Below are 14,078 nucleotides of genomic sequence, written 5' to 3'. Positions count from 1 at the left end.
GATCGAAAGTATGGCAACCAACGACAGCGATCAGGTCGCGACCATCGCCGAGAAAATCCGCGCGGGCAAGACCTCGCTCGGCATCGAATTCGGCTCCACCCGCATCAAGGCCGTGCTGATCGACGACACGTACGCCACCATCGCGTCCGGTGACTACAGCTGGGCCAGCCACCTGGAGAACGGTCTGTGGAGTTACTCGCTCGAGGAGATCTGGAAGGGCGTACAGACCGCCTACGCCACGATGGCCAACGACGTGCACACCGCCTACGGCGAACGGCTCACCAAGATCGGCCACATCGGCTTCTCCGCCATGATGCACGGTTACCTCGCCTTCGATAAGGACGGCGAGCTGCTCGTGCCGTTCCGCACCTGGCAGAACACCAACACGCACGAGGCGCACGAGAAGCTCTCCGAGCTGTTCCAGTACAACATCCCCGAACGCTGGTCCATCGCGCACCTCTACCAGGCCGTCCTCAACAAGGAGGAGCACGTCTCCAAGGTCGCGTACTTCACCACGCTGGCCGGCTACGTGCACTGGAAACTCACCGGCGAGAAGGTGCTCGGCGTCGGCGACGCCTCCGGCATGTTCCCGATCGACCCGACCACCCACACCTACGAGACCTCGTTCATCGAGAAGTTCGACGCGCTGCCCGAAGTCGCCGCGCAGCCGTGGAAGCTCGAGGACCTGCTGCCGACCCCGCTCGTCGCGGGCACCCCGGCAGGCAAGCTCACCGAGGCCGGCGCCCTGCTGCTCGATCCGAGCGGCACCTTGAAGCCCGGTATCACGCTGGCCCCGCCGGAAGGCGACGCCGGCACCGGCATGGTCGCCACCAACTCCGTGCGCGTACGCACCGGCAATGTCTCCGCCGGCACCTCGATCTTCGCGATGGTCGTCCTCGAACACAAGCTCGAGCGCCTGCACCCGGAAGTCGACCTCGTCACCACCCCGGCCGGCGACCTCGCGGGCATGAGCCACGCCAACAACTTCACCTCCGACCTCAACGCGTGGGTCGGCCTGTTCGGCCAGTTCGCCGAAGCGCTCGGCACGCCGGTCGACGCGGGCACGCTGTACGGCACGCTGTTCCGCACCGCGATCTCGGACGACGCCGACCGCAACTGCGGAGGCCTCATCAACTACCCGTTCCGCTCCGGCGAATTCCTCGCCGGCCTCGAGGAGGGCCGCCCGCTGTTCGCGCGCAGCCCCGAGGCCCACATGAACCTCGCGAACTTCATGCGCGCCCAGCTGTTCAGCGCGTTCAGCCCCGTCAAGATCGGCATGGACGTGATGACCAAGGACGAGCACGTGCAGATCGACTCGCTCGTCGGACACGGCGGCATCTTCGCCACCCCGAAGGTCGCGCAGAAGATCCTCGCCGCCGCGTTCAACACGCCGATCAAGGTCATGGCCACCGCGTCGGAAGGCGGCGCATGGGGCATGGCCGTGCTCGCCGACTACCTGTGGCACGCGAACGAGGAGCGCACCAACCTCGCCGACTACCTCGACGGCCGCGTGTTCAAGGACGCGTCCTCCGTCACCGAAGTGCCGGACGCGCGCGACGTCGTCGGCTTCGAGGACTTCTTCGCCCGCTTCACCAAGGGGCTGCCGATCGAGCACGCCGCGGTCGCCGCGATCCCGCTGGAGGACTGAATCGCACTGTTCTTGGCATGTCATTTCGAGTGAGGCGAAGCCGAATCGAGAAATCCTTCAGAGGCTTGCCGCGTAAGAGATTTCTCCGTTCGCTTCGCTCAGTCGAAATGACACGACGGCGGAGCCGAGACTCCGCTGGCCTTTACAACTTCATACACGTCAATCATTTGCAACGAAAGGAACAACCAAATGGCAACTCTGGCTGATTACGGTCCGGAAGTCCGCGCCGAAGTCAAGCAGGTGCGCGAGGTCGTCGCCACCCTGCACGAGCAGCTTATCAAGTGGAACCTCGTCGTGTGGACCGCCGGCAACGTCTCCCAGCGTCTGCACACCGCCGACCTCATGGTCATCAAGCCGTCTGGCGTGCGCTACGAGTACCTGACCCCGGGCTCGATGGTCGTGTGCGACCTCGACGGCAACGTCGTCGACGGCACCGAGGCCCCGTCCTCCGACACCGCGTCCCACGCGTACATCTACCGCCACATGCCGAACGTCTACGGCGTCGTGCACACCCACTCCACCTACGCCACCGCGTGGGCGGCCACCGGCCAGAACATCCCGTGCGGCCTGACCATGATGGGCGACGAGTTCGGCGGCCCGGTGCCGGTCGGCCCGTTCCGCCTCATCGGTTCCGAGGCCATCGGCGAAGGCGTCGTCGAGACGCTCAAGAAGTACCCGAAGTCCCCGGCCGTCCTCATGCAGAACCACGGTCCGTTCACCATCGGCAAGGACGCGGAAGCCGCCGTCAAGGCCGCCGCCATGACCGAGGAAGTCGCGCACACCATGTGGGCCGCCAAGCAGCTCGGCGACATCATCGAGATCCCGCAGGCCGACATCGACAAGCTTAACGACCGCTACCAGAACGTCTACGGTCAGCACTGACGTGATGGAGCGCCTCCTGCGTTGCGGGAAGCTCGACGTACCTTCGTACGCCTTCGCTTCCCGCGCCTTGGAGTCGCACGCATCACGTCACCGCTGACTTCGCCAGCACTGGGATTGTGACGGCGAAGCCGTCCTCGGCTCCCTCGGCTGAGGGAGCTGTCAGCGAAGCTGACTGAGGGAGCGTACACCCGGCCACGATGAGATGGGTGTGTTTCCCCAGCCTCACTTCGTTGTTCGGCTTCTCTGACAGGGGAGCCGAACAACATGCAAACTGTTCCACAAAGAAGTACAAAAGGAGCCTGATATGGCATTCGAAAACCCCTTCGAGGGCAAGGAAATCTGGTTCGGCGTCGGCTCGCAGGACCTCTACGGTGAGGAAGCGCTCCGCCAGGTCGCCATCCACGCCAACGAAATGGTCGACTACCTGAACAAGACCGGCAAGATCCCGGCCAAGATCGTTCTCAAGCCGACCCTGAAGTCCTCCGACGGCGTCAAGCAGTTCATGGTCGAGGCGTCCGCCAACCCGAACGTCATCGGCGTCATCACCTGGTGCCACACCTTCTCCCCGGCCAAGATGTGGATCCGCGGCCTCGAAGTGCTGACCAAGCCGCTGCTGCAGCTGGCCACCCAGCACCACAAGGAGATCCCATGGGAGACCATCGACATGGACTTCATGAACCTGAACCAGGCCGCCCACGGCGACCGTGAGTTCGGTTACATCGTCTCCCGCCTTGGCATCAAGCGCAAGATCGTCGTCGGCCACTACACCGACCCGGAGGTCGCCGAGAAGGTCGGCACCTGGGCCCGCGCCTGCGCCGGTTGGGACGCCTCCAACAACATGAAGGTCATGCGCTGGGGCGACAACATGCGCAACGTCGCCGTCACCGAAGGCGACAAGACCGAAGCTGAGCGCGTGTTCGGCGCCTCCATCAACACCTGGGCCGTCAACGAGCTCGTCGCCGCGTACGAGGCCGTCAAGGACGATCAGGTCAAGGGCATCATCGAGGACTACAAGGCCAAGTACGACATCGACCCGGCTCTGCTCGACGCCAAGTACGACTCCCTGTTCATCGCCGCCAAGGAAGAGGCCGCGATGGTCAACATGATGCGCGAGAACGGCTGCACCGCCGGCGTCGACAACTTCGAGGACCTCGGCGCCCTGCCGCAGCTGCCGGGCGTCGGCCCGCAGCGCTTCCCGTCCGAATACGGCTGGGGCTTCTCTGCCGAAGGCGACTGGAAGACCTCCGTGCTCGTGCGCATCGGCGCCGTGATGGGCTACGGCCTCGAGGGTGGCGCCTCCCTCATGGAGGACTACTCCTACAACTTCACCGAGGGCGACGAGCTCGACATGGGCTCCCACATGCTTGAGGTCTCCCCGGCCATCGGCACCATCGCCAAGCCGAAGCTGGAGATCCACCCGCTCGGCATTGGCGGCAAGGCCGACCCGGTGCGTCTGGTCTTCTCCGGCAAGCCGAAGAAGGACGCGGTCGTCGTCTCCATGTCCGACGTGCGCGAACGTTTCCGCCTGCTCATGGACGTGGTCGACGTCGTCGAGCCGCAGGGCTCCCTCAAGGAGCTGCCGTGCGCCCGCGCCGTCTGGAAGCCGCAGCCGAGCCTGAAGACCGCCGTCCAGTGCTGGATCACCGCCGGCGGCTCGCACCACACCTGCATGACCACCTCCGTCGGCCGTGAGGCGTGGGAGGACTTCGCCCGCATCGCCGGCGTCGAACTCGCCGTCATCGACGACAAGACCGACGCCCGCCAGTTCGAGAAGGAACTGGAGCTGTCCGAGATGTACCACCGCTTGGATAACCGTCACTGATTGATCATCGGTGATTGATGAGGCCGCCCGGTACGTATGTGCCGGGCGGCCTTTGCCGTATGCGGGGCCGGTATCTACCAACCGTTAGACTGGCGCGTATGGCAGCAGTGAAACAGGGCAGTGCGAACGGTGGGGCGAAGCGCGTGCGCAAGACGCCGGGGGAGCGGCGGCGCGAGATCGTCGAGGCGGCGGTGCGGCTGATCGGCGAGAAGGGCTATTACGGCACGTCGCTACGCGAGATCGCGGACGCGGTCGGCATGAGCCAGCCCGGTCTGCTCCATTATGCCGGCACCAAGGAGGGGCTGCTGTCGATGCTCGTCACCGATGCGTACGACGCGACCGGCACACCCGACGACTTCATGAAGACCGGTTTGCCCGGCAGCGACCCGGACAACCTGCTGTTCCCCTCGTACCTGCGCTATCTCGTGCGCCACAACGCGCAACGCGTCGAGCTCATGCGCCTATACATGGTGCTTGAAACCGAGGCGTTTAGCCCCGGCCATCCGCTGCACGACTATTTCGAACGTCGCCCGGATTCGACGTGGGAGTACTACAGCGGATACCGGTGGCGTATTCCTCCGCAGATGGGGCAGTGGCATGAGTCGATGCGGCCGGTCGTGCGCCAGTGCATCGAGGCGATGGACGGCGTGCAGCTGCGGTTCATGCGCCGCCCGCCGATCGACCTGTACGACGAATGGCTGGTGTTCGAGCGCATGATCTTCCCCTCGCCGCTCTGGGATCGCTATCGCTGAGCGCATTCGCGCGTGTTTCGGTTGCGCATGGTTGCGTTATCAATATACTAGAAGATATCTAATAACTATTAGATATCATAATTGATGTATCTGCCAATACAAGAGACATCATCGTTCGGCAAGCGCGGAGGAACGCTGCCGAACGCAGCGCAAAGGAGCAGACGTGGGCAAGCAGACCGTGGATCGTTTCCTGTTCGGAGCGGCCTATTACGACGAATACATGCCGAAGGATCTCGATCGTGTCGACACCGATATGGCGATGATGCTGCACGCTGGCATCAACGTCATCCGCATCGCCGAGTCGACGTGGAGCGCTTGCGAGCCGCAACCGGGCATCTTCGACTTCTCTCATATCGACCGTGCGTTAGATAGCGCGCGTCGTCACGGCATCAGCGTCATCGTCGGCACGCCCACCTACGCCGTGCCGACCTGGCTCGTGCGCATGCACCCCGACGTGCTCGCCGTCACCCCGAGCGGCCCCGGCAAATACGGTCCGCGCCAGATTATGGACATCGTCAACGGATCGTACCGCTACTACGCCGAGCGCGTCATCCGCAAGCTCATCGCGCACGTCGCCGACCATCCGGCCGTCATCGGCTATCAAGTCGACAACGAAACCAAGTACTACGACTGCGTCAGCCAGGACATGCAGACGCTGTTCGTCAAGTACCTGCGCGGCAAATTCCACGACGATCTCGACGAACTCAACGCGCATTTCGGGCTTGACTACTGGTCGAACCGCATCAACGCGTGGGAGGATTTCCCCGACGTGACCAACACGATCAACCAGTCGCTGCGCGGCGAATTCGACCGTTTCCGCCGCGAGCAGGTCACCGAATTCCTTGACTGGCAGGCGTCGATCGTGCGCGAATACGCACGCGACGACCAGTTCGTCACGCAGAACTTCGACTTCGGCTGGAAGGGCGGCTCGTACGGCATCCAGCCGGCCGTCGACCACTTCACGGCCGCGCGCACGCTCGACATCGCCGGCTGCGACATCTACCATCCCACGCAGGACGACCTGACCGGCAAGGAGATCGCGTTCGGCGGCGACCTCACCCGCTCGCTCAAGGACGGCGCGAACTATCTCGTGCTCGAAACCGAGGCGCAGGGCAACCACGGCTGGCTGCCGTTCCCCGGGCAGATGCGGCTGCAGGCGTATTCACATCTTGCGTCCGGCGCGGACATGGTCGAATACTGGCATTGGCATTCGATCCACAACTCGTTCGAGACGTATTGGAAGGGATTGCTGAGCCACGACCTTGAACCGAACCCGACCTATGAGGAGGCGGGCGTGTTCGGACGCGAGATTGCGCGGCCCGAGATCGGCGAACGTTTGCTGCACTTGCGCAAGCACAACCGCGTCGCGCTTATGGTGTCGAACGAGGCGCTGACCGCGCTCGAGGGATTCCGCATCGGCAGCGGCACACGCTGGGGCGGCGGCGCCGACTATAACGACGTGGTGCGGCGTATCTACGACGCGCTGTTCGAACTCAACGTCGAATGTGACTTCCTGCCGACCGACGCGCCGGCCGAACGACTGGCATCGTATGCGGTGATCGTGACGCCTGCGCTGTACTGCGCATCCGACGAGACGATCACACGGCTGCGCGAATACGTGGCGAACGGCGGGCACCTGATCTCGACACTGCGGTCGTTCGTCGCCGACGAGGAAACGACCGTGTGGCACGACCGCGCGCCGCATCGGCTGACCGACGTGTTCGGCATGAGCTACAACCAGTTCACGCCGCCGAAGGGACGCGTGCCGGTCGTGTTCGGGGACGGTTCGGTTGATGTTGCGGATGGTGCCGGTGCCGCGGGTGCGCTCGCCGGATTGCCGGATGCGCAGGCGGAGACGCTCATCGAACTGCTCAAGCCGAACGGATCGGCTGTGTTCTCGGTCGGGAACGGTTGCTGCGGTCTTGCTGGCGAGGGCGGGGTTGGTATCGGTTCGGCCGGCCGTGAGGCTGTGAACGGCGAGACGGCTGATGCGGGTGGCTTCGGCAGGAGCGAGACGGCTTGCCGGTCGGTTGACGGCGGTGATGCGGCCACGCAGGTGCTTGCGCACTACGGCCACTACGCGTGGACCGATTATGCGGCGATCGCCCGTCATGCGTTCGGCAAGGGTACGGCCGAATGGATCGGCACCGTGCTCGATCCGGATACGACGCGCGCCGTGATGAGCGAGGCGCTGGCCGCGGCCGGCGTGGCGACGCTGCGCGTGGCTGCGGCTGACGGCGATGCCTATACCGTGAAGGCCGACGCCGAGGACGACGATGCGGTGCGTGCCGGGCACGGCGCTTCCTCCGATACGCGCGGATGCGCGGGCGATGCCGTCGTGGCTCCATCCGCGGTCACGGTGCGCCAGGGCGTGAACGTCCGCGGCGAGACGGTGACCTATCTGCTCAACTATTCCGCGGAACCGGTGTCGTTCGCCAGCCCGGTCGCCGGCGAAGTGGTCGTCTCGCCGAAGGTTATCGCCGTCAATGGTCTCGTGGATGAATCCGCCACCGCCGCGCTTGCCCTGCACGAAGGCGACGCGGTCGCGGCCGGCGACACGCTCACCCTGCCCCGCTGGAACCTTGCCGTCATCGTCGGCTGATTCAGGCCAGGGGCAGTGTAACCAGCGTGGTCCAGGAGGAGTCATCGTGCTCGACGGTGAACTCGCCGCCGAGAGCCGTAACGATGCGGCGGCATCGGTCAATGCCGGTGCCGCCACTGAGCGCATCGGACGCGCGGGGCGATACGTTGCCGTCGTGCGCGTTGACGGCGGTATCGGCAGGTACCGTGGTCTGGGCGATCCCGGATGCGATCTCACCGCCCGCTGCCGGGCGCCGAACCCCGTTGGATGCCGACATCGTGGCCAGTCCGGGCGCAAGCGTGATCGCGACGCAATAGCCAGCCGTCGGATCGGCGTATTTCATCGTATTGCCGATGATTTCACGCAGGATGTCCAGCATCGCGTCCTTACGATCGGCGGTGCACGAGCATGATGCTTCGCCGCTGATGATGATTGCGCCGTCCAGCCCGTTCGCGTGCAGCCGTGCGTCATATGATTCCGCGACCGTATGCAGTTCGTCCGCGGTGACGGTGAGGACCCGAGCCGGCATGGGATGTCGGGACCGATCGGTGCCGACATCACGGAATACGGCGGACTGGCCGGTGACGCGAGAGCCATCCTGATCCAATCCCGCGATGAGCGTGCGAACCTTGGCCAGGGATTCCTGTGCGGTTCGTTCGATCAAGGTGACGGTGTCGTGATCGTCCGTTGAATGATGATCATAATGGCCCGTATCCGATCGCAGTTGTCTGGACAGCAGCAGGATCGTGGTCAGGTCGTTGGCGACCGAATGATGCAGTTGCGTGGCAAGCTGCTGATCGGCGATGCGCCGCACCAGTTCGGCATGCTCCTGATCCTCGATTTCCTGCCGTTCCCGCCAGCTCATCATCGAACCGAGCCACAGTGCGACCATCAGGAACGCGGCCGTGGCGCATACGATTGCAAACACCGACGAATCCCACGGATACAGCCAGATGCGCGCGGCCGTCGCCGCCTCCGCCACAACCGCCGCGAGCAATGACATGCCGATATTGAGATACGCCATGATCGTGATGGCCATCAGCAGACAGAACAACATCGAGAACGGCGTCGTTTCCGGCACGACGCACCGCGCGGTCCATAATGCGACGATCGCCCAGCCGCCGATGCGTGGGAATAACGCCATGAGCAGACTGCCGATAACCGACAGCAGCATGAACAGCAGCGTCGCGTCGCCGCCGTCACCGATTCCATACAAATACGCGGTTTCGATCATCACCGGGATCGATGCGCACGCCAGCAGCATGCGCGTGCGCCCGTCCCATAACAGACGCTTGTCGGTACGCTGTCTGACCATCACGTCACATCCTTAGGTAGCGGCGGCACAGGGCGACGGCCTCGTCGCGGTCACGAGCGTGCAGTTTGTCGCGCACGCGCGCGACCTGTGAGAAGATCGTGCCTTTTGAGATGCCAAGCGCGGCGGCGATCTCGTCGGTCGACCGGCCGTCGGCATACATGCGCATGATCGCGGCCTGTTGTGCGGACAATGCGAAGGAGCGTTGCGGTTGTGGGGATGGTGCGGAGACGGGACGATCTTGTGAGAGTCGGGTAAGGGAGGAGCGGCGTGGTGAAGGTCGTGTGGATCCAGAGCGGTCCTGTGTGGATTGTGTCGATGAATTAGACTCCTGAGTGGGAGATTCGTGAAGCGCGGCCGATGGTGTGGAGATTCGGTGTGCCTCGCCGTCGGTGTGATCGGGAATGATCGCGGATTGCCGCCGTGTGGAGAGCTCGCGAATAGTGGCGGCGATCGTGGAGATATCGTCCTTGCTGATCACCGCGACCGCACCGGCCGCGACCGCGGCATCGCGATAGACGGCCGGATCATAGGCGGTCACGCCGATCATCGGCAACTCCGGCGCCCACTTGCGCACGGACTGGCAGACGTCGATGCCGGTCATATCGGACAATGCCATGTCGACCAGCAGCACGTCCGGTCGATCCTGCACGCGGATGCAGCGTTGGATCGCGGCCGCCCCCAACTGCGCCGTCCATATCACCGCGAACCCGGCGCGCGTCAGCAGCGACGACAACGCCATCAACGCCATGCGATCGTTGTCCACCATCGCGATCGAAACCGATCGGTGTCGCGCATTCTGCTCCATGACGTCCAGTCTAAACTCGCGTGACACGCATCCGAGCATTGACGTCATGCTCCGCATGTCATACGTCATGTGTCTGTTTCATGCGGCGGACGAGGCGCACACGGCAAACAGTGGCGGAACTTTTGCCGTGGAAGCGGATGCGCGCGAACCGCGGCAGGTAGACTGAAAGCGAATGACCGAAGGGGGCTGTCATGAACGACGAGGCGACATCATCGACGATGAACCATCAGAACGTGCCGAACGAACGATCTTCGGAGGATGCGGCAGATGCGACGGTCGCGAACGGCGCGACGGATACAACTGCCTCAACCGGCACGACAGATGCAGCCGGAACACAGCCATCCGACGATGCTCATGCGGTCGTCGATTCATCCGTGGCAATCGTCGATCACAGTGCTGGCAAGGGCCAGTTCGCCAGTGTCCGCAGCATCCCCATGCGCATGGCCGCGATCGTCGTGGCGGTCGCGTTGCTCTTCGGGCTGTGCATAGGCTGGTTCGTCCGTACCGGGGATGTCCGGCGACTGGAATCGCAGGCCCAGACGGCTGAGACTGAACTCAAGCGGTACAAGGCCTCAAGCGCCGACGAACAGGGATCACTGAAGTCAGAGAACGACGATCTGACCAACAGCAATGACGAACTGATTGCGAAGAATGACAAACTGACCTCGGCGAACAAGGAACTCGCCAAGGAAAACGAACGACTGAAAGCCGCTTCCTCCACTCCGACGGATGCGAACGGCGACGCGATGATTCAGGTCGTCGGATTTTCCGAGGAACTGCCGCAGGAGGGATCTCATGAGGTGCACTTCGTCGTGCGCAACAATACGCAGGTCTCGTTCAATCAGGCGACGGTGACGTACGTGCTGCGCGACGCGTCGGGCAAACAGGTGGGCGACAACCATTATTCGGTCGGTACTGGATCGCTCACGCCGGGCGGCATGATGGACACGTATGAAATCCTCCTCGGCGGGACGAACACTTCGGGACTGACCGTGGTGCCGGTGCAGTGGGCGGCGTTTGACTCGCAGCAGAAGACTTCCGTCAACGGTACGTACGGGAGCGACATCAAGACATACACCATGCAGTGACGGCGCGAACATCATCCGCGCGCCGAACGGTGACGTCATCGTGTCATGCGCCGCATGTCGCACACTGTCGCGCGACAGTGGAATCGACGTACCGTTGCATCATCGGCGCACAACAGGCCGATCAACAGTCGCTCCGTCGCGGCATGATCCCAAGGAGGTCGTCATGAACCCCACGTCGATGAACAACGATCCGACCGTCCCGTCCCATGCGGAACCGGTCGGCAATCCACGGCCTCAACCGCAGTCCGGCCCGCGGCCGTTCTCCAATCCGACCCGCCGCCCGATGTGGTGGTGGCTGCTCGCCGCGTTCCTCGCGTTCGCGGTGATCGTCACCGGCGCGTTCGTCTGGCAGCGCACCACGCGCGTCACCGCGCAGAAGATCTACGACGAACTCGTCTTGCTCGACCCGAACGTCACCGAAAGCCAGCTGACTGCGCGGGGTTACGTGTATGGTGGCCAGGCCTCATATGGCTGGCATGGCGTCGACGACGAGGAATTCCCGGCGTATGAAGCGGCGGATGGCGCGAGCATCGACCGCTTCATGAACGACGTGCGCGCCGGCCGTGAATCCGTGCTGCGACTGGTCATACGCGGCGTCGGGCCGTCCCGCACGAGCGGCGATGCCGCTGCGGTCGGCGGCGTGTCGGTGCGCGTGCTGTGGTACGACCCGAACGTCGCCGCCGATTGGGCCGAGAAGGACGATTCCAGCCAGCCGGCCACGATCCATCACGACGGCAAAGGACAGATCCGCGAATGGTGGTGGCGCGACGGCGCGGTCGTCACCTCCGACAAACGGTTCTCGCGCGGCATCCAAAAGGAGGGGGCTTCGTCGCTCGAAGGAGTTGAATACACCGTTTATGTGCTCAAGCACCAGCCTGCGATCCCGTCCGACCCCGATTCGCCCGACACCATCATCACGCGCTACGACGAAAACCTCTACGTATCTGGTTCCGACTGAGCGAACGGGTATCTGGCGGGTTTACTTGGGTACGTCCGCGCGGGCGTTTTCCACTGGGATATGGCTGCTCCTAGCAGGAAACGTTCTCCGGCGGCCCATTCGGAGTCCGTTTTCCGCCAAAAACGCTGCGTTCTAGTGGAAAACGAACTCTGGGATGCAGTTGCGAGTCCGTTTTCCCATAGAAGCCGCCACATCCTAGTGGAAAACGGACTCGGGGAAGCCGGTTGTGATTCCGTTTGCCGCTAGAAAAGCATCCTGGCTACCGCTTGCCGGCGTAGATGCGCTGATCGATCACGTCTGCGAAGACGCGGTTGACGGCCGGACGCACGACCTTCAACGACGGCGTCAGGCACTTGTTGTCCTGCGTGAACTGCTGGTCAAGCACCACGAACTTGCGCACCGACTCGGCGCGCGACACGGTCGCGTTCGCCTTGTCGACGTAGCGCTGGATCTCGTCGTGCACGTCCGGCAGCTGCGCGGCGTCCGTGATCGGCAGATCGGCCGCGAACCCGTGCGCTGGCAGCCACGCGGCCAGACCGTCCGGGTCGAGCGTCACGAGCGCGCCGATGAACGGCCGCTGGTCGCCCACCACCACCGCGTGCTCGACGATCGGACACTTGACGATCTCCTGTTCCATCGGAATCGGCGACACGTTCTTGCCTCCGGCGGTGATGATGATGTCCTTCTTGCGTCCGGTGATCGTCACGCGGCCCTCGTCGTCGATCGACGCCAGGTCGCCCGTGCGCAGCCAGCCGTCCGACGTGAACGCCTCCGCGGTCTTCTCCGGCAGGTTGTGGTAGCCGCGGAACACGTTCTCGCCCTTGACCTGCAGCTCGCCGTCGTCCGCGATACGCACCGACGATCCGGGCGCGGGCTGGCCGACCGTGCCGATCACGTTGTCGGACACGCGGGTCACGGTGAACGGGGCAGCAGTTTCGGTCATGCCGTAGCCCTGGATCATCGGCAGGCCGATGCCGTTGTAGAAATGCGCGAGATCGGGGTCGAGCGGGGCGCCGCCGCACGCCACGTAGCGGATCTTCGGGCCAAGGGCGCCGCGGATCGTGCGGTAGACGAGCGCCTCGTACGTCGCCCGCTCGGCGATCGCCTTCGCCGAATGCGGCGTGCCGGCCTGCTCATCGCGCGACCATTGACGCGCCGCGGCCACGGCCTTCGCGAACAGGCGACCCTTGAAGCCCATGCCGGCCTTCTGCGAGGCCGCGTTGTACACCTTCTCGAACACGCGCGGCACGCCGAGCAGATACGTCGGCTGGAACGAACGCAGATCGGGCAAGAGCGAGCGTGTGTCGGGCAGATAGCCGACCACGCCGTCGTCGGAGCCGATCGAGCAGTACTGAATATAACGTGCGAAGCAGTGCGCGAGCGGCAGGAACAGTAGCAGTCGCGGATGGTTGTCGCAGATCACTTCGGACAGGCATTCGTAGCCGGCGCGCACGATCGACAGGAAGTTGCGGTGCGTCAGTTCCGCGCCCTTTGGAGCGCCGGTCGAGCCGGACGTGTAGACGATCGTCGCAAGATCGTCGGCGTGCACGGAGGCGATGCGTTCGTCGAGCTCCTCGTCGGAGACGGTGACGCCGAAGCCCTGCAGGGCGCCGAGCGCGTTGCCGTCCATCATCAAAATCTGCTTGAGCGCAGGGCAGTGGTCCTTGACCGAGTCGAGCCGGTCGAAGCGTTCGCGATCGTCGGCGATGGCGAGCTTGACGGCGGAATCGTTGAGGATTCGTTCTGCCTGCGCGGCGGAGTCGGTGTCGTAGATCGGCACGTTCACCGCACCGATCGCGGCGAGCGCGAAGTCGAGCACGCCCCACTCGTAGCGGGTGGAGGAGAACAGGGTGACCGCGTCGCCTTTGCCGATGCCGAACGCGATGAGGCCCTTGGCCGCGGCGAGGACGAGCTTGTGGAATTCGCCGGTGGTGATGTCGTCCCAGCGGCCGGGGCCGAGTTTGCGCGAGGCGATGATCGTATCCTCGCCGGTGCGTGCGATGCGGTCGGTGAGGAGGCTGTACAGGGTTTCGTCGTCGCGTACGATGATCGAACCGGGGGTGGTGTATTCGGTGCGCATGATCGATGATGTCCGTTTCTGCGATGTTCTGATCGCTGCTGATTGCCGGTGGTCGCCGGCGAATACGTAGTTTTTTTGACGTTTTCCTCTGTTCCGTCATACAACTTACGACTGCGTAGGTTGCGACGCGTTGTGCGACGCCACGAA

10 protein-coding genes are annotated in these 14,078 nt (G+C 63.9%); 7 read left to right on the top strand and 3 right to left on the bottom strand.

Going from position 1 to position 14,078, the window contains the following annotated elements:
• Window positions 1-10: 10 nt before the first annotated feature.
• From JS541_RS00105 to JS541_RS00085, 5 genes are all read left to right on the top strand, one after another.
• Entirely contained in the window at window positions 11-1,648 is a 1,638-nt protein-coding gene (locus JS541_RS00105) for an FGGY-family carbohydrate kinase (protein ID WP_214372299.1), read from the top strand.
• A 189-nt stretch (window positions 1,649-1,837) separates the two neighbouring features.
• Window positions 1,838-2,530, top strand: coding sequence for an L-ribulose-5-phosphate 4-epimerase (locus tag JS541_RS00100; protein ID WP_033494540.1), 693 nt, complete (start codon window positions 1,838-1,840; stop codon window positions 2,528-2,530).
• 304 nt (window positions 2,531-2,834) lie between these two features.
• A complete protein-coding gene (araA, locus tag JS541_RS00095; protein WP_214372298.1) occupies window positions 2,835-4,352 on the top strand; it encodes an L-arabinose isomerase in 1,518 nt (505 codons plus the stop codon).
• A 98-nt stretch (window positions 4,353-4,450) separates the two neighbouring features.
• Window positions 4,451-5,104 carry a TetR/AcrR family transcriptional regulator gene (locus tag JS541_RS00090; protein ID WP_214372297.1) on the top strand — a complete coding sequence of 218 codons (654 nt, stop codon included), beginning with the start codon at window positions 4,451-4,453 and terminating at the stop codon, window positions 5,102-5,104.
• 163 nt (window positions 5,105-5,267) lie between these two features.
• On the top strand, window positions 5,268-7,706 hold the full coding sequence (locus tag JS541_RS00085; RefSeq protein ID WP_346428258.1) for a beta-galactosidase: 2,439 nt from the start codon (window positions 5,268-5,270) through the stop codon (window positions 7,704-7,706).
• Window position 7,707: 1 nt separating this feature from the next.
• Here JS541_RS00085 and JS541_RS00080 read toward each other — a convergent pair whose 3' ends face one another.
• A complete protein-coding gene (locus JS541_RS00080; RefSeq protein WP_214372296.1) occupies window positions 7,708-9,000 on the bottom strand; it encodes a hypothetical protein in 1,293 nt (430 codons plus the stop codon).
• A 4-nt stretch (window positions 9,001-9,004) separates the two neighbouring features.
• Entirely contained in the window at window positions 9,005-9,766 is a 762-nt protein-coding gene (locus JS541_RS00075; protein ID WP_214372294.1) for a response regulator transcription factor, read from the bottom strand.
• Window positions 9,767-9,996: 230 nt separating this feature from the next.
• Between JS541_RS00075 and JS541_RS00070 the strand changes: the two genes are divergently transcribed.
• Together JS541_RS00070 and JS541_RS00065 are read left to right on the top strand one after the other, a co-directional pair.
• Window positions 9,997-10,893 (top strand): FxLYD domain-containing protein, encoded by an 897-nt coding sequence (locus JS541_RS00070; protein WP_214372292.1) that lies wholly within the window; start codon window positions 9,997-9,999, stop codon window positions 10,891-10,893.
• 163 nt (window positions 10,894-11,056) lie between these two features.
• Window positions 11,057-11,851 carry a hypothetical protein gene (locus JS541_RS00065; protein ID WP_214372291.1) on the top strand — a complete coding sequence of 265 codons (795 nt, stop codon included), beginning with the start codon at window positions 11,057-11,059 and terminating at the stop codon, window positions 11,849-11,851.
• Window positions 11,852-12,110: 259 nt separating this feature from the next.
• Here JS541_RS00065 and JS541_RS00060 read toward each other — a convergent pair whose 3' ends face one another.
• A complete protein-coding gene (locus JS541_RS00060) occupies window positions 12,111-13,931 on the bottom strand; it encodes an AMP-dependent synthetase/ligase (RefSeq protein ID WP_214372289.1) in 1,821 nt (606 codons plus the stop codon).
• Window positions 13,932-14,078: the final 147 nt, after the last annotated feature.

It is taken from the genome of Bifidobacterium sp. SO1 (assembly GCF_018555335.1).
Classification (GTDB): Bacteria; Actinomycetota; Actinomycetes; order Actinomycetales; family Bifidobacteriaceae; genus Bifidobacterium; species Bifidobacterium simiiventris.
This window is presented reverse-complemented; position numbering and strand designations above follow the sequence as displayed.